At 68.0% G+C, this 21,062-nt stretch carries 20 protein-coding genes and 1 pseudogene; 7 read left to right on the top strand and 14 right to left on the bottom strand.

Annotated features, from left to right (window positions below):
* Positions 1–20: 20 nt before the first annotated feature.
* Positions 21–815 carry a F0F1 ATP synthase subunit A gene (atpB, locus tag ISN38_RS12750; protein ID WP_003476080.1) on the bottom strand — a complete coding sequence of 265 codons (795 nt, stop codon included), beginning with the start codon at positions 813–815 and terminating at the stop codon, positions 21–23.
* A gap of 27 nt (positions 816–842) precedes the next feature.
* Positions 843–1,208 carry an ATP synthase subunit I gene (locus ISN38_RS12745; protein ID WP_003476081.1) on the bottom strand — a complete coding sequence of 122 codons (366 nt, stop codon included), beginning with the start codon at positions 1,206–1,208 and terminating at the stop codon, positions 843–845.
* Positions 1,209–1,641: 433 nt separating this feature from the next.
* Between ISN38_RS12745 and ISN38_RS12740 the strand changes: the two genes are divergently transcribed.
* Positions 1,642–2,469, top strand: coding sequence for a porin family protein (locus tag ISN38_RS12740; protein WP_004425443.1), 828 nt, complete (start codon positions 1,642–1,644; stop codon positions 2,467–2,469).
* Between the two features lie 148 nt (positions 2,470–2,617).
* On the opposite strand, the gene lpdA is transcribed toward ISN38_RS12740, so the two are convergent.
* The gene (gene lpdA, locus ISN38_RS12735; RefSeq protein WP_058358406.1) at positions 2,618–4,435 is read right to left on the bottom strand and encodes a dihydrolipoyl dehydrogenase; all 1,818 of its coding nucleotides are present in this window, start codon (positions 4,433–4,435) and stop codon (positions 2,618–2,620) included.
* Between the two features lie 131 nt (positions 4,436–4,566).
* Positions 4,567–6,327, bottom strand: coding sequence for a dihydrolipoyllysine-residue acetyltransferase (locus ISN38_RS12730; protein ID WP_004425445.1), 1,761 nt, complete (start codon positions 6,325–6,327; stop codon positions 4,567–4,569).
* A gap of 244 nt (positions 6,328–6,571) precedes the next feature.
* On the opposite strand from ISN38_RS12730, the gene ISN38_RS12725 reads away from it, so the two are divergent.
* Positions 6,572–7,330 carry a hypothetical protein gene (locus ISN38_RS12725; protein ID WP_047325335.1) on the top strand — a complete coding sequence of 253 codons (759 nt, stop codon included), beginning with the start codon at positions 6,572–6,574 and terminating at the stop codon, positions 7,328–7,330.
* Here ISN38_RS12725 and ISN38_RS12720 read toward each other — a convergent pair whose 3' ends face one another.
* Positions 7,331–7,873, bottom strand: a complete 543-nt coding sequence (locus ISN38_RS12720; RefSeq protein WP_153476886.1) for a DNA-deoxyinosine glycosylase — start codon at positions 7,871–7,873, stop codon at positions 7,331–7,333.
* 188 nt (positions 7,874–8,061) lie between these two features.
* On the opposite strand from ISN38_RS12720, the gene ISN38_RS12715 reads away from it, so the two are divergent.
* The gene (locus ISN38_RS12715; RefSeq protein WP_003476100.1) at positions 8,062–8,694 is read left to right on the top strand and encodes an OmpW/AlkL family protein; all 633 of its coding nucleotides are present in this window, start codon (positions 8,062–8,064) and stop codon (positions 8,692–8,694) included.
* 149 nt (positions 8,695–8,843) lie between these two features.
* Positions 8,844–9,629: a XopAK family type III secretion system effector gene (gene xopAK / locus ISN38_RS20390; protein ID WP_230811795.1), complete on the top strand. Its 786-nt coding sequence runs from the start codon at positions 8,844–8,846 to the stop codon at positions 9,627–9,629.
* Positions 9,630–9,663: 34 nt separating this feature from the next.
* Here the strand turns inward: xopAK and ISN38_RS12705 are convergent, their stop codons facing one another.
* The 4 genes from ISN38_RS12705 to ISN38_RS12690 form a co-directional block, all read right to left on the bottom strand.
* The gene (locus ISN38_RS12705) at positions 9,664–10,470 is read right to left on the bottom strand and encodes a MetQ/NlpA family ABC transporter substrate-binding protein (protein WP_004425450.1); all 807 of its coding nucleotides are present in this window, start codon (positions 10,468–10,470) and stop codon (positions 9,664–9,666) included.
* A 195-nt stretch (positions 10,471–10,665) separates the two neighbouring features.
* Positions 10,666–11,361: a methionine ABC transporter permease gene (locus ISN38_RS12700; protein WP_003476103.1), complete on the bottom strand. Its 696-nt coding sequence runs from the start codon at positions 11,359–11,361 to the stop codon at positions 10,666–10,668.
* Entirely contained in the window at positions 11,358–12,365 is a 1,008-nt protein-coding gene (locus ISN38_RS12695) for a methionine ABC transporter ATP-binding protein (protein ID WP_004425452.1), read from the bottom strand. The genes ISN38_RS12700 and ISN38_RS12695 overlap by 4 nt, the downstream gene beginning before the upstream one ends.
* A gap of 107 nt (positions 12,366–12,472) precedes the next feature.
* The gene (locus ISN38_RS12690) at positions 12,473–13,369 is read right to left on the bottom strand and encodes a DMT family transporter (protein ID WP_004425455.1); all 897 of its coding nucleotides are present in this window, start codon (positions 13,367–13,369) and stop codon (positions 12,473–12,475) included.
* Positions 13,370–13,477: 108 nt separating this feature from the next.
* On the opposite strand from ISN38_RS12690, the gene ISN38_RS12685 reads away from it, so the two are divergent.
* Together ISN38_RS12685 and ISN38_RS12680 are read left to right on the top strand one after the other, a co-directional pair.
* Positions 13,478–13,960 (top strand): YajQ family cyclic di-GMP-binding protein, encoded by a 483-nt coding sequence (locus ISN38_RS12685; protein ID WP_003476107.1) that lies wholly within the window; start codon positions 13,478–13,480, stop codon positions 13,958–13,960.
* Between the two features lie 70 nt (positions 13,961–14,030).
* The gene (locus tag ISN38_RS12680; RefSeq protein ID WP_004425458.1) at positions 14,031–14,579 is read left to right on the top strand and encodes a DUF1415 domain-containing protein; all 549 of its coding nucleotides are present in this window, start codon (positions 14,031–14,033) and stop codon (positions 14,577–14,579) included.
* Positions 14,580–14,778: 199 nt separating this feature from the next.
* Here the strand turns inward: ISN38_RS12680 and ISN38_RS12675 are convergent, their stop codons facing one another.
* Together ISN38_RS12675 and ISN38_RS12670 are read right to left on the bottom strand one after the other, a co-directional pair.
* Positions 14,779–15,480, bottom strand: coding sequence for a pseudouridine synthase (locus tag ISN38_RS12675; RefSeq protein WP_004425459.1), 702 nt, complete (start codon positions 15,478–15,480; stop codon positions 14,779–14,781).
* Positions 15,477–16,550: a class I SAM-dependent methyltransferase gene (locus ISN38_RS12670; protein WP_047325338.1), complete on the bottom strand. Its 1,074-nt coding sequence runs from the start codon at positions 16,548–16,550 to the stop codon at positions 15,477–15,479. Before ISN38_RS12670 ends, ISN38_RS12675 begins: the two co-directional genes overlap by 4 nt.
* A 144-nt stretch (positions 16,551–16,694) precedes the next feature.
* On the opposite strand from ISN38_RS12670, the gene ISN38_RS12665 reads away from it, so the two are divergent.
* On the top strand, positions 16,695–16,958 hold the full coding sequence (locus ISN38_RS12665) for a hypothetical protein (RefSeq protein WP_003465648.1): 264 nt from the start codon (positions 16,695–16,697) through the stop codon (positions 16,956–16,958).
* A gap of 263 nt (positions 16,959–17,221) precedes the next feature.
* On the opposite strand, the gene ISN38_RS12660 is transcribed toward ISN38_RS12665, so the two are convergent.
* The 3 genes and pseudogenes from ISN38_RS12660 to ISN38_RS12650 form a co-directional block, all read right to left on the bottom strand.
* Positions 17,222–18,556, bottom strand: a complete 1,335-nt coding sequence (locus ISN38_RS12660) for a PQQ-dependent sugar dehydrogenase (protein ID WP_003476130.1) — start codon at positions 18,554–18,556, stop codon at positions 17,222–17,224.
* An 88-nt stretch (positions 18,557–18,644) separates the two neighbouring features.
* Positions 18,645–18,935: pseudogene (locus tag ISN38_RS12655) on the bottom strand (DUF3247 family protein).
* An 85-nt stretch (positions 18,936–19,020) separates the two neighbouring features.
* Positions 19,021–21,024 (bottom strand): PAS domain-containing hybrid sensor histidine kinase/response regulator, encoded by a 2,004-nt coding sequence (locus tag ISN38_RS12650; protein ID WP_003465655.1) that lies wholly within the window; start codon positions 21,022–21,024, stop codon positions 19,021–19,023.
* Between the last annotated feature and the right edge of the window lie 38 nt (positions 21,025–21,062).

Here is a 21,062-nt window from a genome sequence, read left to right as displayed (position 1 = left end):
AAACGCGTGGAACAGAAACGTCAGTGGCTGTCTTCCGCCAGGCTCAGATACACGATGGACAGCATCATGAAGATGAAAGCCTGCAACGGAATCACCAGCAGGTGGAACAGCATCCAGCCGAAGCCGAACGCGCCGCCGGCCAGGGCGCCGAAGATGCCTGCACCGCCCAGCACCCAGATCAGCAGGAACACGATCTCGCCGCCGAACATGTTGCCGAACAGTCGCATCGCCAGCGAGATCGGCTTGCTCACCCACTCGACGATATTGAGGATCAGGTTGAACGGCAGCATCCACTTGCCGAACGGGGCGGTCAGGAATTCCTTGGTCATCCCACCCACGCCCTTGGAGCGCAGCGAGAAGAAGATCATCAGGAAGAACACGCTGATCGACATGCCCAGGGTGGCATTGACGTCGGCGGTGGGTACCGGCTTCCAATAGTGCACGCCGGCCATTTCGAGCGGCCTGGCGATGAAGTCCGCCGGGACCATCTTGATGAGGTTCATCATCAGGATCCAGAAGAACAGGGTGATCGCGATCGGGGTCACCAGCTTGCTGGTCCCGTGGTAGGTGTCCTTGACCTGGCGGTCGACGAACTCCAGCAGGATCTCCACGAACGCCTGCCACTTGCCCGGCACGCCGGCGGTGGCCTTGCGCGTGGCGACCCAGAAGCCGAACACCATCAGCAGGCCGGACAGCACCGACATGACCAGCGTATCGACGTGCACCTGCCAGAACCCGCCTTCCTGCACCTGGAAGGTGAGGTTCTGCAGGTGGTGCTGGATGTAGGAGGTAGGGGTTGCTTCCTCGCCCGCCATGAGTCCTGAGCCCTTATCGTGATTCAATCAACGTCTGGCCAACGCCAGAACCTGGAACATCAGCCCGACGGCGATACCCGTCAACAGGGCCAGAGGAGGCAACCGCCACCAGGCAAAGCCCAGCGCCAGCACCGCGAATATCAACACCCACTTCAGCACCATGGCCACGATCAACCGCGCCATCGCCGCACCTGCCGCCTGCACGCCGCCGCTCAACGCGGTGCGTGCCGCCAGCCATCCTCCCACCACGGTCGCCAGGCCGGTTGCGGCAGCGCCCATGGCGTACTTCGGCCCCAGCAGCAGGAACGCCAGGGAAACCACGGCCACCGCCAGCAGCGGGTAAATCGCTGCGCGCAGCATCAGCCGCCGCCCCGCATCAACGGAGTTCAGCACAGAAAATCCTGCAGTTGGTGGTGAGTTGAGGACGCTTTCGCGTCCGTCGAGCCGCGGAATTATAGCAATGGGACAATTTACGAGACAACCGCCAAAGGTCGCGGCCGCCCCCCGATCGAGCCAAGCTGCCAACGATACCACGTCGCGGACCCGCACCGCGGCCTGGATTGATGCATCGCAACAGGGATTTGCGTGGGAACTTTTCATCTCACCTCCGGTCAGATCATGCAGGGACTGCGTCCATCCTTGTCGATTTGCAGCGCGGACCCATGGAGCCCCGGGCGACCGGGGCTCTTCTTTTTGCCTGTGATTTGGTGACCGATGCCACCTCCATACTTTCACGAATGGTGGACACGGCTTTAAGGATAGTTGCGGCACGCGGTGGCGCTCGCCATCGGCGCATCCATCCCCAGATGACGGAGCTCCACTCCCTATGAAACACTTGCTTGCCCTGGCGTTGCCGTGCGCGCTCGCCGCCGCCTACGCCCTTCCCGCCCACGCCGAAGACGGCGACGACCGCTTCACCCTGCGCCTCGGCGCGATGAACGTGGATAACGACAACACCCTGCGCGGCAACACCACCATCGACGGCAACGCGCTCTCCGGCTCGCAGGACTTCGGCTTCGGCGGCAAGGAATGGGAGCCGCGCGTGGACGGCATGTTCCGCATCAGCACCCGCCAGCGCCTGATCTTCGACTACTTCAAGTACGACAAGAACCGCCGCGAGGAATTGGGCGAGGACCTCAGCTACGACGGCGTCACCGTGCCGGCCGGCAGTTTCATCAAGGGCGAGCTGAAGTACCAGGTCGCCAGCCTGGTGTACGACTACTCGGTCATCGACACGCCGCAGTTCAGCCTGGGCCTGCAGCTCGGCGCCGAATGGGCCAAGGTCCAGGCCAATGCCTATGCCGACCTGGGCGACCTGTATTCGGGCACCTTCATCGACGACAGCGAGGACGGCGCCGCGCCGGTGGTCGGCGTGCGCTTCACCGCACAGCCGAACGAACACTGGCTGCTCAGCGCGCAGGGCCAGTACGTCAACACCAAGTGGGGCGATTTCGGCAAGTACGACGGCGACCTGACCCGCGCCAATGCGATCGTCGAGTACCGCTTCACCAGGAACTTCGGCATCTTCGCCGGCTACGACTGGTTCAAGCTGGACGTGGACCGCGAGACCGACTCCAATGCCGCCTCGCTGACCAGCGTCGGCCTGAAGCAGGAGTTCAAGGGTCCGGTGGCCGGTGTGACCTTCGCGTTCTGATTCCTTCGGGACTCGGGACTCGGGACTCGGGACTCGCAAGAAGTTTTATGCAGGACCCCGCGGCGATGCGGGGTTTTGTCGTTGTGGCGCTGTAGAAACGCAAAACCCCGGCACGGGCCGGGGTTTTGCGCTGCGAACAGGCCTGCGCCTACTTCTTCTTCGGGATGTACAGGTCGGTGATGGTGCCGTCGTAGACCTCGGCCGCCATGCCGACCGACTCGCTCAGGGTCGGATGGGCGTGGATGGTGTGGCCGATGTCCTCGGCCTCCGCGCCCATCTCGATCGCCAGGCCGATCTCGGCCAGCAGGTCGCCCGCATGCACACCGACGATGGCGCCGCCGATGATGCGGTGGGTTTCCTCATCGAAGATCAGCTTGGTGAAGCCCTCGGTGCGGCCGATGCCGATGGCGCGGCCACTGGCCGCCCACGGGAACTTGGCCACGCCAACCTTCAGGCCCTTGGCCTTGGCCTCGGTCTCGGTGACGCCGACCCAGGCGATTTCCGGGTTGGTGTAGGCCACCGACGGGATCACCCGCGCCACCCACTCCTTCTTTTCGCCGGCAGCCACTTCGGCGGCGAGCTTACCTTCATGCGTGGCCTTGTGCGCCAGCATCGGGTTACCGACGATGTCGCCGATGGCGAAGATGTGCGGCACGTTGCTGCGCATCTGCCGGTCCACCGGGATGAAGCCGCGCTCGGTGACGTTGACCCCGGCTTTCTCCGCGCCGATCTTCTTGCCGTTCGGCGAGCGGCCCACCGCGACCAGCACGCGGTCGTAGCTGGTCGCGCCCAGTGCCGGCGTCTCGCCCGCGGCCGCGGCTTCGAAGGACACGGTGATCCCTTTCTTGTCGGCCTTGACCTCGGTGGCCTTGGTGTTCAGATGGATCTCCACACCCTGCTTCTTCAGGCGCTCGGCCAGCGGCTTGACCAGATCCTTGTCGGCGCCCGGCATCAGTTGGTCCATGAACTCGGCCACGGTGACCTTGCTGCCCAGCGCGCTGTACACGGTGGCCATTTCAAGGCCGATGATGCCGCCGCCGACCACCAGCAGGGTCTTGGGGATCTCCTGCAGCTCCAGCGCGTCGGTGGAGTCCATCACCCGCTTGTCGTCCCACGGGAAGTTCGGCAGCTTCACCGCCTGCGACCCGGCGGCGATGATGCAGAACTCGAAACGCAGCAGCCGGGTCTTGCCGTCGGCGCCGACGATCTCCAGTTCGTTCGGCGACACGAAGCTGGCCACGCCGGTGACGGTGCGCACCTTGCGCTGCTTGGCCATGCTGGCCAGGCCGCCGGTGAGCTTGCCGACCACGTTTTCCTTGTAGGTGCGCAGCTTGTCCAGGGCGATCTTGGGCGCGCTGAAGGTCACGCCGAAGTCGCCGGCATGGGCAACCTCGTCGATCACCGCGGCCGCGTGCAGCAGCGCCTTGGACGGGATGCAGCCGACGTTGAGGCACACGCCGCCGAGGCTGGGGTAGCGCTCGATCAGCACCGTGTCCAGGCCCAGGTCGGCGGCGCGGAATGCGGCGGTGTAGCCGCCGGGGCCGGCGCCGAGCACCACCATCTTGCATTCGATGTCGGCCGGCTTGCCGCTGGCCAGCGCCGGCTTGGGCGCCGGCGGCTCGGCCGGGGCGCGATGCGACGGCGCCACCGGCGGCTTGCTGGCCGGCAGCTCGGCCTTGGCCGCGGCAGGCGCGGCGGCCGGCGCGGCGGCCGGCGCGGTGCCGGCGTCCTCGGTCTCCAGCAGCGCGATCACCGCGCCTTCGGACAGGACGTCGCCGAGCTTGACCTTCAGTTCCTTGATCACGCCGGCCGCCGCCGACGGCACTTCCAGCGTGGCCTTGTCCGACTCCAGGGTCAGCAGGCCCTGGTCCTTCTTCACCGTGTCGCCGACGGCGACCAACACTTCGATGACCGGAACCTCGCTGTAGTCGCCGATATCCGGGACCTTGACCTCAATGACCGCCATGCAGCTTCTCCTGTGGCCCGGCCGGCGCGCCGGCGGGCGATTGCAGTTCTACGGCGGCGCCGCGATGGACGCGGCGCACGCAGGTGGGGGAAACACGGGCCGCGCCGGGCGCGGCGCCTTTGCGGTGGGACTTACAGCAGCACGCGGCGCATGTCCGCCAGCACCTGGCTCAGGTAGGTGGTGAAGCGTGCCGCCGCGGCGCCGTCGATGACCCGGTGGTCGTAGCTCAGCGACAGCGGCAGGAGCAGCTTGGGCACGAATTCCTTGCCGTTCCAGACCGGCTGGATCGCCGCCTTGGACACGCCCAGGATCGCCACTTCCGGCGCGTTGACGATCGGCGTGAACGCGGTGCCGCCGATCCCGCCCAGCGAGCTGATCGAGAAGCAGCCGCCGCTCATCTCGGCCGGGCCGAGCTTGCCGTCGCGCGCCTTCCTGGCCAGCTCGCCGCTCTCGCGCGCCAGCTCGACCACGCCCTTCTTGTCCACGTCGCGGATCACCGGCACCACCAGCCCATTCGGGGTATCGGCGGCGAACCCGATGTGGAAGTACTTCTTCAGGGTCAGGTTCTCGCCGGCCGCATCCAGCGAGGCGTTGAAGTCGGGGAACTGCTTCAGCGCCGCGGCGCTGGCCTTGAGCAGGAAGGCGAGCATGGTCAGCTTGACGCCGGCCTTTTCATTTTCCTTGTTCAGCGCCACGCGCAGCGCTTCCAGGTCGGTGATGTCGGCCTGCTCGAACTGGGTGACGTGCGGGATCATCGCCCAGTTGCGCGCCAGGTTGGCGCCGGAGATCTTCTTGATCCGCGACAGCGGCTTGATCTCGACCTCGCCGAACTTGGCGAAATCGACCTTGGGCCACGGCAGCAGGTTCAGGCCGTTGCCGCCGCCGGTCGACGCCGCGCCGCCAGCGGCGGCGGCCGGCACGCCGCCGGCCAGCGCGGCCTTGACGTAGCGCTGCACGTCGTCCTTGGTGATGCGCCCGCCGTGCTCGGTGCCGCTGACCTGGAACAGGTCCACGCCCAGTTCGCGGGCGAACACGCGCACCGCCGGACTGGCGTATGGCACTTTCTGCGGCAGCACGCTGTCGGCGTTGAACTCCACCGGCGGGCTGCTCGGGGTGCCGGCCGACGGCGCGGCCGCGCCCACCTTGGCCGGTGCCGAGCCCTGCACCTGCGCGATCTCGCGCTGCGCGAGCTTGTCCGGCGCGGCCGAGGCCGGCACCGGCTCCACCCCGCCGCCGGTCTCGGCGCTGGGCTGGATCGCGCCCGCGGCCGGCGCGTCGGCGCTGGAGCCGGCCACTTCGATCAGCGCCACGACCTTGCCCTCGGACAGGCTGTCGCCGACCTTGACCTTCAACTCCTTGACCACGCCGGCCACCGACGAAGGCACTTCCATCGTCGCCTTATCCGATTCCAGGGTGACCAGGCTCTGGTCCTTGGCCACGGTGTCGCCGACCGCGACCAGCACCTCGATCACCGGCACGTCGCTGTAGTCGCCGATATCGGGCACGCGCGCCTCGACGATGCCGCCGTCGCCCGCGGCCGCCGCCGGCTTGCTCGCCTGCTGCGCGGCCGGCGCCGGCTGGGCCGGTTCCTGCCTGGTCGGCGCTGGCGCGGCCTTGGCCTGAGCCGGCGCGGCGGCGCTGGCGCCGTCCTCGGCCACTTCGATCAAGGCCACCAGCTTGCCTTCGGACAGGCTGTCGCCGATCTTGACCTTCAACTCCTTGACCACGCCGGCGAACGGCGACGGCACTTCCATCGTCGCCTTGTCCGACTCCAGGGTGACCAGGCTCTGGTCTTTCTTCACCGTGTCGCCGACCGCCACCAGCACTTCGATTACCGGGACGTCGCTGTAGTCACCGATATCGGGGACAAGTGCTTCCTTGATTTCGGCCATGCGGGCAACTCCGGCAACTAATGAGGGGGAAACCCCTATTGTGGCGGCCCGCAGCCTTAGCGCCAACCTTTGCTTGGCAAAAAACCCACGGCGGACGCGCAACGGCGCCGAGAAGCGCCTGTATGCGGCGTGCGCGGCGGACTGTACGCCTGCGCATTGTCCCGGGGTCATCGCGGCCTCGGGCGGCGCACAGCCTTCACGGACGGGCGCCTAGCATGCGCCGCACCTTGATCGGAGTGTGGCCATGCGCGCATTCGTGCTGTTGATGTCGTTAGCGATGCCGCTGGTCGCCTGGTTTGCGCAGCGCGGCGCGTTCGGCCCGAGCAACGGCGCGATCTCCGACCGCTACCCGACGCTGATTGTCGCCGCCGGCTACGCCTTCGCGATCTGGGGGCCGATCTTCCTGCTCGACCTGGCCTTCGCTGCGTGGCAGCTGTCGCCGCGGCGCCGGCGCGACAGCGCGCTGAAGCGGGTGCGGCTGCCGGCGGCGCTGGGCTTCGGCCTCACCGCACTGTGGATGCCGGTGTTCTCGCAGCAGCATTTCCTGCTGGCGCTGGCGGTGATCTGGGCGGCGCTGGCGTGCCTGGCGCTGGCCGCGCTGCGCCTGTCGCGCGATCGGCGCGCCGAGCCGTGGCAGACGCTGTGGGCCTGGCTGCCGCTGTCGCTGCATGCCGGCTGGCTGTCGCTGGCCGCCTTCCTCGACACCGCGCAGGTGATCGTCGCCTACCGCTGGCTGTCCACCGAGCACATGCTGCCGTGGAGCCTGGTGCTGTTCGCGCTGGCCGCGGCGCTGCTGCTCGGCCTGAACCGGGCGATGCGCGGCAACCTGGCCTATGTCGCCGCGGCGCTGTGGGCGCTGGCCGCGGTCTACGTCAAGCAGGCCGGCAGCGACCTGGACGGTGCGCGCAGCGCCGCCTGGGTGGCGCTGGTGCTGGCCGCGGTGCTGCTGGTGCAGACGCTGTGGCTGCGGCTGCGCGCGCCGGGGCTGCGCGCGCACCGCTGATCAGCGCGGCACCGGCGCTGCCGACAGCGGCATGCGCCAGGCCTGCAGCGGCGCCCACGCCTGCTGCAAGCGCGGCAGCGAAAACGCGGCGTTGGCCGGACTGGTCGAGGGCAGCGCCAACACCGCCAGCGGCGCTTCGCGCGGCGCCAGCTGCGGCTGCACGAAGCGCGCGAACGCCTGCGCCGCCGCCGCGCCGTTGCAGGCGATCGCGCGCAACTGCGGCAATTGCGCGATGCGCGCGGGCAAGGGATTGGGCACTTCGCTGCCGCGCACGATCGCCGTGTCCAGGCTGCCGCGGCGACGGCACTGGCCGATCACGTCCCACAGGCCCACGCCGCAGGCCTGCATCGCCTGCAAGCGCGCGTCGTAGTCCAGTTGCGGATCGAAGCCGCACAGCGCGCCCAGCAACGGCCACAGGCGATTGCGCGGATGCGCGTAATAGCGGGCGTGCTGCAACGACATCGCACCGGGCATGGAGCCGAGAATCAGCACCCGGCAATCGTCGCGAATCTGCGCAGGCAAGCCCTGCAATACGTCCTGCATCGTCACATCGCGCGCATGTGGGTGAATGCCGCCAAGTATTAAAACCTCGTTATTTCAAGCCTTGGCGGCCCGTGCCTGAACAATGCCCGCCTTCGCGCGGCCAGGGTCGGCGTCGATTCATCTTCTCATCGATACGGTGTGCGCGCCCACTCCTGTGGCCCCACAAAAAAAAGATTGAGGAGATTCCCATGCGGTCCATTCAAATCCTGAGCCTGGCTGTCGTTTCCGCCCTTGCGTTCGCGCCCGCCGCGTTTGCGCAGGATGCCGACACCGCATCCGGCAAGCGCTTTGCCGTCGTCGGCAGCGCGACCCTGCTCGACCCCCATTCCAAGCCGGCCAACGGCCTCAACGTCGATGGCGGCCCGGCGCCGACCATCAGCGCCAGCTGGCTGATCAACGACAACTGGGCCGTCGAGCTGTGGGGCGCCGCCGACAAGTTCAACCATCGGGTCACGGCCAGCGGCGTGGGCAAGGTCGGTACCGTCGAGCAGCAGCCGCTGGCGCTGAGCGGCCAGTACCACTTCGGCCAGGCGGACAACGTGTTCCGTCCGTTCGTCGGCGTCGGCTACTACGAGTCCAACTTCAGCAACGAGAAGATCGACGGCCTGTCGGCCAGCGGCCAGCACGTCGGCCTGGACACCGCCAAGGGTGCGATCGGCACCGTCGGCGTGGACATGAACATCAATTCGACCTGGTTCGCCCGCGCCGATGCCCGCTACATGCATTCGCGTCCGGAAGTGCAGGTTGCCGGCAGCGGCACGGGCCAGGACCTGAAGCTGGATCCGTGGCTGGTCAGCTTTGGCGTCGGCGCGCGTTTCTAACCGATCCAATCGCCATGTTCGGATAAACGGGTCCTTCGGGGCCCGTTTTTCTTTATTTGATGCGTTTGCTTCGCCTTTTCGGCCCATCGGTTCGGCATCGCGGCACCTCCGATTCAGGGAGAATGGAAACATCGCCGTTCACAGTTTTCATGAAAATTGATCCCATGCCGACTGCCCCTTCCATCCCCGCCCGCCGGTTCATCCACACCTCTTACGATCCCGGCGAGCCGTCTTCGGCCAATGCCGCCGATCCGGGCCAGGAGTCGCCATCGGCCCCACCCGTCTTCGAGGGACTGTCGCGACAAAGCATCGCCAGGCGTCTTGCGGCCGGCACAGGCGATTCCGGACGTGGTCCGCGCGGCTCCTCTCCCGTGCCAAACGGCTTTACTCAGGAGCAGATCGAGCCATTCCGCGCGCTGGAAAGGCAATACGCCGCGCTGTTCCGGACATCCCATGTCGAAGAAGTCCAGTCCGCAGACGATGTCCCGGACGACCGGGAAAGGAGAATGGATGTGGACATGGACGAATGCGCTGTGATCAACACCACTCTCGATGGATTCGACTCCCTCGGTACGCTCGGGGTGGCGTCATGCATTGCCATTTGCGCGAAAGGAAAGAATCGTCGCGGCCATGACATTCTAGGCCTGTCGCATTACTCGGGAGTCGCGGATGCACACGAGGTTCTCTCCGAGATCAGGGAGGGGATGCAGCAAAAAGGCGCGCGCAATCCCGAGATGTTCCTGGTGGGCGGCCTGATCTCCAACCAAGAGGACCTGAGCAGCTTCGAGATGGAGAGAGATCTTCTGGCGCTGCACAATCCTTTCAACATCACCGGCGCCAAGCTTCACGTCAGCATCAGCGACAGCGACGGCGAAGCGAACGCCGTCGACGTCGTGATGACGAAGGACAAAATCTACTACCGCGCCGCTTGGTGAAGCCACGCCGGCCCGAAGGCAGGACTGCCGGCGCTCAGAACGCCGGCAATACCGCGCCCTGGTACTTGCGCTCGATGAAGGCCTTGACCTCGGGGCTGGTCAGCGCCTTGGCCAGCTTCTGCACGCGCGGGTCGTCCTTGTTGTCGGCGCGCGCGACCAGGAAGTTCACGTACGGCGAGTCCTTGCTCTCGATCGCCAGCGCGTCGCGGGTGGGATTGAGTCCGGCATCGAGCGCATAGTTGGTGTTGATCAGGGCCAGATCGACCTGGTCCAGCACCCGTGGCAGCATCGCCGAATCCAGTTCGCGGAATTTCAGCTGCTTCGGGTTGGCGACGATGTCGCGCTGGGTGGACAGCGCATTGACCGGATCCTTGAGCTTGATGACCCCGGCCTTGTCGAGCAGGATCAGCGCGCGGCTGTTGTTGCTGGGATCGTTGGGAATCACCACGTCGGCGCCCTGCGGCAGCTCGGCCAGCGCCGTGAAGCGGCGCGAATAGGCGCCGAACGGCTCGATGTGCACGCCGATCACGGTGACCAGGCCGCTCTTGCGATCGCGGTTGTAGGCGTCCAGGTACGGCTCGGTCTGGAAGTAGTTCACGTCGATCTGCTTCTGCACCACCTGGTCGTTGGGCTGCACGTAATCGTTGAACACGCGCACCTGCAGGGTCACGCCCTGCTTGGCCAGCAGCGGCTTGACCACCTCCAGGATCTCCGCGTGCGGCACCGCAGTGGCGGCGACGCTGAGCGTTGCGTTGTCGGCGCCGGGCGCGGAGGTCTTGCCGCAGGCGGCCAGGGCGAGCACGGCGGCGCCGAGCAGCAGACGAAGCGGGAGGTTGGTCATGGGCAGGAATCCGAAACGTGGGGAAGAAAAGCGGCCAGGCCGCCATGCAGGCAAGCTAGCAGACCCCGGCGCTGCATGCGGCGAAGGGCCAGGGATGGCTTTTCTGTAGGAGCGGCTTCAGCCGCGACCGCTTACCGAGAGATCCTGTCGCGGCTGAAGCCGCTCCTACACAGAGCAAGGCAAGGCACTGCGCGCTCAGCGCCGGCTGTAATGCGCGACCAGCCGGTCGCCGAGCATCTGCAGCCCCTGCACCAACAACAGCAGCACCACCACGGTGATCAGGGCCACGTCGGCGTGCGAGCGCTGGTAGCCGTCGCGATAGGCCAGGTCGCCGAGGCCGCCGGAGCCGATCGCGCCGCCCATTGCGGTGAAGCCGATCAGCGCGATGGTGGTCACCGTGGCGCCGGCGATCAGCCCCGGCCGCGCTTCGGGCAGCAGCACCCTCGTCACCAGTTGCCAGGTGGTCGCGCCCATCGCCAGGCTGGCCTCGACCACGCCGCGGTCCACTTCGCGCAGCGCGGTCTCCACCAACCGCGCGTAGAACGGCGCCGCACCCACCACCAGCGGCAGGATCGCGCCGCGCACGCCCAGCGAAGTCCCCATTGCCCACAGCGTCAGCGGAATCATCGCGATCATCAGGATGATGAAGGGCACCGAGCGCAGCACGTTGATCGCCAGCGCCAGCACGCCGTACAGCATTGGCCGCTGGTGGGTCTGACGCGGCCCGGTCAGGAACAGCAGCACGCCCAGCGGCAGGCCGATCAGCAGGGTCAGTGGCAGCGCGCCGCCGAGCATCAGCAGCGTGTCCAGCGTGGCGTTGCCGATCTCGGCCCATTTGCCGGCGTCGAGATTGCGGAAGAAGCCGCTGGCGGCGGTGGCGAACGGGATCATCGGCGCAGCTCCTCGACATGCACGCCGGCGGCGACGAACCCGGCCTGCGCCGCGTCCAGATCGCCGCCGACCAGGGCCACGGTCAGCTGGCCGTAGGGGGTGTCCTTGATCCGGTCGATGCGCCCGGACAGGATGTTGTAGTCCACCGCGGTCTCGCGCGCGATGCGCCCGAGCAGCGGGGCGTAGGTGTCGCCGCCGAGGAAGGTCAGGCGCAGGATGCGCCCGGCCACCGCGGCGAAGTCGCGATGCAGTTCGCCTTCCTCCACATGTTCGGCCTCGGACACGAAGCGGCGCGTGGTTGGATGGCGCGGGTGCAGGAACACCTCGGTGACCGGCCCGCTCTCGACCAGATGCCCGGCATCGAGCACCGCCACGCGGTCGCAGACGCGGCGGATCACGTCCATCTCGTGGGTGATCAGCACGATGGTCAGGCCCAGCTCGCGATTGATCTGCGCCAGCAGGCGCAGCACCGAGGCGGTGGTCTGCGGATCCAGCGCACTGGTGGCCTCGTCGCACAGCAGGATCTGCGGCCCGGTGGCCAGCGCGCGCGCGATGCCGACGCGCTGCTTCTGCCCACCCGACAGCTGCGCCGGATACTTGTTGGCGTGCTCGGCCAGGCCGACCCGGGCCAGCAGCTCGGCCACCCGCGCCTCGATCTGCGCGCGCTGGGTGCCGGCCAGTTCCAGCGGGAAGGCGACATTGCCGGCCACGCTACGCGAGGACAGCAGATTGAAGTGCTGGAAGATCATGCCGATGCGCCGGCGCAGCGTGCGCAGCCCGGCACGGTCCAGCGCGGTGACGTCCTCGCCGTCGATCAGCAAGCGCCCGCCGCTGGGTTCCTCGAGCCGGTTGATCAGGCGGATCAGCGTGGACTTGCCGGCGCCGGAATGGCCGATGATGCCGAACACCTCGCCGGCGCGGATCTCCAGGTCGAGCGGATGCAAGGCCACGACCGCTTGGCCGGCGACGGAGTAGGACTTGTGCAGGTGCTCGAACTGGATCAACGCGCGGGGACCGGCAGCGGAAGGGGGCGCAAAGCCTAGCAGGCCAGGCCTGCAGGCGTTATTCCATTCGATTCTAACGCGTGCGCCTGGAGCGCCGCCGGCACCCGCTAGGGATGCGCCAGCGGCGGCGGGCGCACCGTGGCGTGGACCCGCTCGCGGTGCAGCAGGTACAGCCCGCTGGCGACGATGATCGCTGCGCCCAGCCAGGTCCAGGCGTCGGGCAGCTTGCGCCACAGCAGCCAGTCCCACGGGATCACCCAGATCAGGCCGCTGTACTCCAACGGCGCGATCAGCGAGGCGTCGCCGCGGCGGAACGCCTGGGTCAAGGCCACCTGCGCCAGCGCGCCGGCCAGGCCGAGCGTGGCGATCCAGCCAGCATCGGCCAGGCGCAGCGGGAGCCAGGCCGGCCACGCCAGCGCACCGGCGCCCAGCGCCATGATCAGCAGGAACCAGACCACCAGCGACTGCGGCGTCTCGGTACGCGCCAGCAGGCTGACCAGCACCACCGCGAGCGCATAGGCGGTGGCCGCCAGCAGCACCATCACCCCCGGCAACGACACGAAGCCGCCCACGCCGGGGCGCAGCACCACCAGCACGCCGACCAGGCCGATGCCGATCGCGGCCCAGCGCCGCGGGCCGACCTGCTCGCCCAGCAGCGGCACCGACAACGCCGTCACCAGCAGCGGCGCGACGAAGTAGATCGTGTAGGCGGTGGACAGCGGCAGGCTGCGCAGCGCCCAGGCGAAGCAGCCGATCATCGCGATGCCGAGCACGCCGCGCAGCAGGTGCAGGCCCCAGCGCACCGGCAGGATCGACCGCGGGCCGGCGGTGGCCAGCACCCACAGCAGCACGAACGGCAGCGAGGCGCCGCCGCGCAGCGTGGCCACCTGCAGCGCCGGATAGTGCGCGGTCAGCAGCTTCATCGTCGCATCCATCAGCGCGAAGCAGGCGACCGCCGCGATCATCCAGGCAGCGGCCGCGGCGTTGGAACGGGAGCTGGGCATGCGCGGATTATCGCCGCGATCGGCGGCAGCGCGCAGCGGCGCGAACGCGCCGGCAGCGGCGCTGCGGCGAGATCGGTAGGATAGGCGGTCTTTTCCCGAGGAACTGCCATGCCTTCCTTCGATGTCGTCTCCGAAATCGACAAGCACGAACTGACCAATGCCATCGACCAGGCGAACCGCGAGCTGTCGACCCGCTTCGACTTCAAGGGCGTGGAGGCCAGCTTCGAACTCGACGACCAGGTCATCAACCAGGCCGCGCCGAGCGACTTCCAGGTCAAGCAGATGACCGACATCCTGCGCGCGCGGCTGATCGCGCGCGGCATCGACGTGCGCTGTCTGGAATTCGGCGACGTGGAGACCAACCTGGCCGGCGCGCGGCAGAAGGTCACGGTCAAGCAGGGCATCGAGCAGAAGCTGGCCAAGAAGATCGTCGCCGCGATCAAGGACGCCAAGCTCAAGGTGGAAGCGCAGATCAACGGCGACAAGCTGCGCATCAGCGGCAAGAAGCGCGACGACCTGCAGGACGTGATGGCGCTGCTGAAGAAGAGCGATTTCGAGCTGCCGCTGCAGTTCGAGAATTTCCGCGACTGAGCCGCGCGCGGCGGCACGCCCGCCGTCCGCTTCGCCCGATCGCCGCCCGCCCTCGCCCGCTGGAATCGCCTTGAACCACCTCGACCCCAACTCAGATCCGATCGCCGCAACCCGCCTATGGCTGGAGCGCGCGGTGATCGGCCTGAACCTGTGCCCGTTCGCCAAGGCGGTGCACGTCAAGCAGCAGATCCGCTACGTGCTCAGCGACGCGACCACGCCGGAGGCGTTGCTGGAGGAGTTGAGCGAGGAACTGCTGTTGCTGCGCGACACGCCGGCCGCGCAGATCGACACCACGCTGATCGTGCATCCGCAGGTGCTGGGCGATTTCCTGGACTACAACGATTTTCTCGACAACGCCGACGCCGCGGTGGACGCGCTGAACCTGCACGGCATCCTGCAGGTGGCCAGCTTCCATCCGCACTACCAGTTCGCCGGCACCGCGCGGGACGACATCGGCAACTACACCAACCGCGCGCCCTTCCCCACCTTGCACCTGCTGCGCGAGGACAGCGTCGAACGCGCCGTGGCCGCATTCCCGGACGCGGACGTGATCGTGGAGCGCAATCTGCAGACGTTGGAACAGCTGGGGCTGGACGGGTGGAAAAAGCTGTTCGCGTAACGCGCAAAGCGCATCCGGATCGTGTCTCCCTGCAAGACCCTGTAGGAGCGGCTTCAGCCGCGACAGACGTTATGGGTAACGCTCGTCGCGGCTGAAGCCGCTCCTACAAACGCTGCCGCGCTTTACAAAAATCCGGGCAGACAGCACCAAGCAGCACCCCGGCTTTTCCGAGTCCCCAGTCCCCAGTCCCGATACACCCTCACCCAAACACCCGCCCCAGATCCGCCGCTTCCAGCACGCGCCACTGCCCGGCCGGCAAGCTCGCGTCCAGCGCGAAGCCGCCGATACGGCTGCGGTGCAAGGTCACCACGTGGTTGCCGACCGCGGCGAACATGCGCCGCGCCTGGTGGTAGCGGCCTTCGTACAGGGTGATGCGCGCCTGGCGCGGGCCCAGCACCTCCAGCTGCACCGGCAGCAGCGGCGTGGTCTCGCCGTCCAGCAGCAGCGTGCCGCTGGCGAACTGCGCCGCCTCGTCGCCGCGCAGGTCCTCGGCCAGGGTCGCTTCGTAGACCTTGGCCAGCTGCGCTTTCGGCGAAACGATGCGATGCAGCAGCGCGCCGTCATCGGTCATCAGCAACAGCCCGCTGGTATCGCGGTCCAGCCGCCCGACCGTGGACAGCAACGGCGAGCGCAGGCGGAAGCGCGGCGGCAGCAGGTCGTAGACGATGCGCCCCGGGTCCTTGGTCGAGCAGGTGTAGCCGACCGGCTTGTGCAGCGCCAGGATCAGCCCCGGCGGCGGATCCAGCGCCTGGCCATCGACCCGGATCGCGGCATGTTCGATCTGGTCGTCGGCGTACAGCACCTCGCCGTCGGCGTCGGTGATGCGGCCTTCGCGGAACATCAGGGTGACCTGCTTGCGGCTGCCGTAGCCCAGATTGGCCAGATGCTTGACCAGTTTCACCGGCGCACCGTGGCGCGGGCGCGGACCGCCAGGATCAGCTTGAAGCCGTCGCGGCTGGCGACCACCTTGGTGTCACCGAAGCTGGCGTCGAGCACCGCCTCGTACGGCAGGTGCCGGTTGGCGACCAGGTACAGCCTGCCGCCGGGCTTGAGCGCCTGCGCGGCCACGGCGATGAAGCGGCGACCGATGTCCGGGCGCTCCATCCGCCCCGGCGCGTGGAACGGCGGATTGCTAACGATGAAGTCGTACTGCGCCGGCAGCCCCGCGGTCACGTCGTGCCAGTGGTAGCCGATCTCCACCGCGGCCTGCGCCTGCGCTAGGTTCGACCGCGCCAGCGCCAGCGCGCGCGCGTCGGCCTCGAACAGGTCCAGTGCGGCGATGGTCGGGCAACGCGCCAGCAATTCCGCCGACAGATAACCGTAGCCGGCGCCGAGATCGGCGCCGCGGCCGGCCAGGTCGGCCGGCAGATGCTCGGCCAGCAGCGCCGAGGCCGGATCGATGCGGTCCCAGGCGAAGACCCCGGGACGGCTGCGGAAGCGTCCGTCCAGGATCGGCCGCGGCGCGTCGAGCCTGGCCCAGCGCTGCTGCAGCGCGGCGTCGTGGCCGCCGTGCAGCGGCGCGGTCCAGTACACGCGGCAGTGGTGCTTGGTCAGCTTGCCGCCCAGGCCGGCCAGTTGCTGCAGGTCGTCCTCGCCGGAACGCGCGCCTTCGTTGTTGGACTGGCAGGCGACCACGATGCCGCCCGGCGCGGCCAGCGCCAGCGCGCGCGCCAGCAGCGCCCGCGCCTCGTCGCGCTGGCGCGGCGGCAGCACCAGCACCAGCGCATAGCCGCCGGCGTCGTCGTGGTCGTCGGCATCCTCGGCGCGGACCTGCCAGCCGCCCTGCTGCAGGGCGGTGGCGAACGGGCGGTAGCCCTGCTCGCAGACCAGTTGCGCCGGCTGCGCGTGCTGGCGCAGCGCCCAGCCGTCGCGCGCGCGCAGGAACAGCACCTTGCCGGCCGGCCAGCGCAGCGCGCCCTGGGCGAACGGCAGGAACAGGGTATCGAGGGGAGCGTCTTGCAGAGCCGGCATCGGGATCGGAATCGGTCAGGGAGCGCGCATTCTAGCGGCAGCCCGGCGCCGGCCCGGTTTTGCGCCCAGTGAACGCATCATTGATGCAATGGCAACATCGCCGCGCCTAGGCTGCAGGTCACCCCGGACGGATTGGAGAGGCATATGCGTGCAGTGTTCATCGGTGGCGTCGTCGACAACAGCGAAGTGGATCTGGAAGGCAGCCAACCGCCGCTGCACTATCCGGAAAACACCGGCACCGGACGCCCGCGCTACCGACTGCACCAGCGCGGCGAACGCGACGACGGCAGCGTGGTGTATGCGGTCTATGCTGCGCCCGAACTCGGCGACACCGAGGTGGAACGCGTGGTCAGCGAGCGCGGCTACGCACGCCGCTTCGGCGTGGAGCCGGCGCCGGTGGAGCATTAGGCCTTTGGATTGATTGCCCGGGATCTACCCGGGCGAAGCAGGCATTCGATTCGGATGCAATCAGATGCGTATGTACTCACTGTAGGAGCGGCTTCAGCCGCGACCGGGCGTTACTACTGGTAACGCCCGGTCGCGGCTGAAGCCGCTCCTACAAAGGCCATGGCGATAGCAATGCCGCGCGCTGTTGGGCTTAGGCAATCGGTCTTCCCGACCGATCATCGCCCGGCCGCACGACGAGGCCGGGCACAGCGAACCAACCCCGACTATGGTCCGGCCTTCGGCGTCACCCGCCAGATCACGTTGCCGACATCGTCGGCCACCAGCAGGGCGCCGGGCTTGTCCACCGCCACGCCGACCGGGCGGCCCTGGGCCTTGCCTTCGGCGTCGAGGAAGCCGGTCAACACGTCCTGCGCCTTGCCGCTGGGCTTGCCGTTGGCGAAGGGCACATAGATCACTTTGTAGCCGGACGGCGGATCGCGGTTCCAGGAACCGTGCTGGCCGATGAAGGCACCGCCCCGATACGCCTGCGGCAACAGCGCGCCTTCGTAGAAGGTCAGGCCAAGCGAGGCGGTATGCGGGCCGAGCGCATAGTCCGGCTTGATCGCGCTGGCCACCATCTCCGCGTTCTGCGGCTGCACGCGTTCGTCCACGTGCTGGCCGTAGTAGCTGTACGGCCAGCCGTAGAAGCCGCCTTCGCGCACCGAGGTCAGGTAGTCGGGCACCAGATCGCTGCCGATCTCGTCGCGCTCGTTGACCACCACCCACAGCGTGTCCGCACCCGGTTGCCAGGCCAGGCCAACGGGGTTGCGCAGGCCGCTGGCGAACACCCGGGTGGCGCCGCTGTGCGCGTCCACTTCCAGGATCGCGGCGCGGTTGAGTTCGGCGTCCATCCCGTTTTCGGCGACGTTGCTGTTGGAGCCGACGCCGACGTAGAGCTTGTTGCCGTCGCGGCTGGCCAGCAGGCTCTTGGTCCAGTGATGGTTGATGCCGCCGGGCAGGTTGGCGACGAAGCGCGGCGCGGCGCTGATCTGGGTGTCGCCCTCCTTGTACGGGAAGCTGACCAGCGCGTCGGCATTGGCGACGTACAGGCGGTCGCCGACCAAGGCGATGCCGAACGGCGAATACAGGCCCTTGAGGAACTGCGTGCGCACCTCCGCCACGCCGTCGCCATCGGCGTCGCGCAGCAAGGTGATGCGGTTGGCGCTGGGCACGGTCGAGCCGGCCTTGGCCATCATCGCGCCCTGGATCTTGTCGCGCAGGCCGCTGCCTTCCTTTTCCGGCGCCGGCGGCGCCGCGGTCTCGGCCACCAACACGTCGCCGTTGGGCAGCACGTACATCCAGCGCGGATGGTCCAGGTCGCGGGCGAAGGCCTGCACCGCCAGGCCTTCGGCCGGCACCGGCGCGGCGCCTTCGGCCCAGCGCTTGACCTCGGCGACCTTCACCGTGGGGATCATGCGCTTGACCGGGTCGGGCAGCACCGGGTCGGGCCCCATCCCGTCCTCGATGGAATGCTTGGCGGTGTCGCCACAGGCACTCAATGCGGCAGCGGACAGGAAACAAAAGGCCCAACGGGCTGCGGACGTAGGAAGTCGCATCATCGCTGCTCAACTCTCCATGGTGACGACAGAACCACCGATGATGCACAGCGCGCGCTCGGTAAACGTGAAATAGATGTCACAAATACCGTTATGCGTCGCCGTGCCTGCCTAATGAGGTCGGCGTCAATGGCGCGACCTCGCCGATGCGATCCAGCCAGACGTCGTGCTGTTGCTCGGGATGCAGCAGATCGTCCAGCCGCACCACCGCTTGGCGGCCCTCGCGTTCCTACGGGTCGCGGAAGGTCTGCAAGCTGGGCCGCACCGAGACCGTGCCACTGACCTGGCGGCCATCGTCCAGGCGCAGCAGCGCCTGCGCCTGGTCCGGCCATGTCGGCCGCCATGCCTGCAATGCGGCGATGGCGCAGGGATCGGGATGCACCGCATCGGCGGGCTTGCGTATGCGCCGCTCCTGCGAAGGACCCTGCGCAACGGAGCGGCAATGCGCTGAACGCCGGAAAGCGCGGCTACTGCTGGCGCGCGAAACGCACCGCGGACACCAGCTGGGCCACGCTGTACGGCTTGGCCAGGTGCTCCTGGAAGCCGGACTGCAGCGCGCGGCGGCGATCGTCGGCACGCGCCAGCGCGGTCACCGCCACCGCCGGCAACTCGGCCGCCTGCAGCCCCATATTGTCGCGGATGGTGCGGATCAGGCCATAACCGTCCATGCCCGGCATGCCGATGTCGGTGACCATCACATCGATGCGGGTGTGGCCGCCATCGTCGAGCAGCGCCAAGGCCTCGCTGGCGGAACCGGCGGTGACCACCTCCGCGCCCTGCTCCTCGAGCAGCCGCCGCAGGTATTCGAGCATGTCCGGCTGGTCTTCCACCGCCAGCAGGCGCATGCCCTTCAGCGCATACGCTTCCACCACCTGCTCGGCCACCGCGAACGTACGCACCTCGCGCATCGGCCGCTTGCCCGCCTTGTCGCGGTGCAGCGGCAGACGCACGGTGAACACCGCGCCGCAGCCGCGGCCTTCGCTGGCCGCACTGACCTGGCCGCCATGCATTTCCACCAGTTGCTGCACGATCGCCAGGCCCAGGCCGAGGCCGCCGTGCAGGCGGGTGGTGGTGCCGTCGGCCTGGCGGAAGCGGCCGAACAGATGCGGCAGGAACTCCGGCGGAATGCCGTCGCCGGAATCGCGTACCGCCACCGTGGCGTGTTCGCCATCGGCATCGACGTCGATCGCCAGCTCGATGCGGCCATGCGCCGGGGTGAACTTGATCGCATTGGACAACAGGTTCCAGAACACTTGCTGCAGGCGCGTGGCGTCGCCCAGCACCACGCACGGATGTGACGGCTCGCGCAGGCTCAGCGCCTGGTCCTTGCCCTCGGCCACCGGCTCCTGCGCGCGCAGCGCTTCGCGCACCTGCTCGGTCAGGTCCAGCGCCTCCACTTCCAGCTGGATCTTGCCCAGCAGCATGCTGCTCAGGTCGAGCATGTCCGAGATCAGCCGCTGCTGCGCGCGCGCGCTGCTGGCGATCACCGACAACCCCTTGCTGCTCGGGTCGCCAGGCGGCAGCCGCTGCAGCAGCAGGTCGCTCCAGCCCAGGATGGTGGTCAGCGGCGTGCGCAGTTCGTGCGACAGCGTGGCCAGGAATTCGTCCTTCAGCCGTGCCATGCTCTCGGCCGCGTTGCGCGCGCTGCGCTCCGATTCCAGCAGTTGCTCGCGGGCCAGTTCGATGTCGCGGCGTTCGGTGACATCGGGGCTGCTGCCGGCCAGGCCGATGAATTCGCCCTCGGCCGAATAGCGCGGCACCGCGGTCATCTCGATCCAGCGCCATTCGCCGTCGTGGCGACGCGCGCGCACCAGCGCGCGCAGGTTGCGCTGCTCGTCCAGCGCGCTGCGCAGTTCGAACGCGAACACGCCGGCATCCTCCGGGTGCAGCACGTCGCCCCAGCCCGGCCACGCGTCGTCGGCCTGCAGGTCGATGCCGAAGAATTCGGCGTAGGCGGTATTGGTGAAACGCAGCTGGCCGCTGGCATCCAGCACCCACACCGGCATCGGCAGGCCCTCGGCGAGCGCGCTGAAACGCGCCTCGCTCTCGGCCAGGTCGCGCTCCACACGCTTGCGCTCGGTGATGTCGAGGAATTGCACGGCGACCAGATGCCGTTCCGGCGCGCCGATGCGGAACGCCTCTACCGCCCACCAGCGGCCGAACCCGGCGGCGAAGTTCTCGAGCTTTGCCGAGCGCCCGCTCAGCGCCACCTCGCCGTACATGCGGAACCAATGCTCCTCGTTGGTCGGCGACAGTTCGCGGATGCGCTTGCCGATCACGTCGCGCAGGCCGGTCTCGCGCTCGAACGCCTGGTTGACCTCCAGGAACACGTAATCGACGGCGCGTTGGTCCGCGTCAAACAGCACCTGCACCACGCAGAAACCGGAGTCGATCTTGTCGAAGATCTCGCGGTAGTCCAGGTCCGACGCCTGCGTGCGCGACGTGGAGGAAGATTCGGTGCTGACATGCATGACGGAGTTTGCTCTGGAAACGGCCTGCGGCGGCGGAG

The sequence above is a fragment of the Xanthomonas translucens pv. undulosa genome (genome assembly GCF_017301775.1).
Lineage (GTDB): Bacteria > Pseudomonadota > Gammaproteobacteria > Xanthomonadales > Xanthomonadaceae > Xanthomonas_A > Xanthomonas_A translucens.
This window is presented reverse-complemented; position numbering and strand designations above follow the sequence as displayed.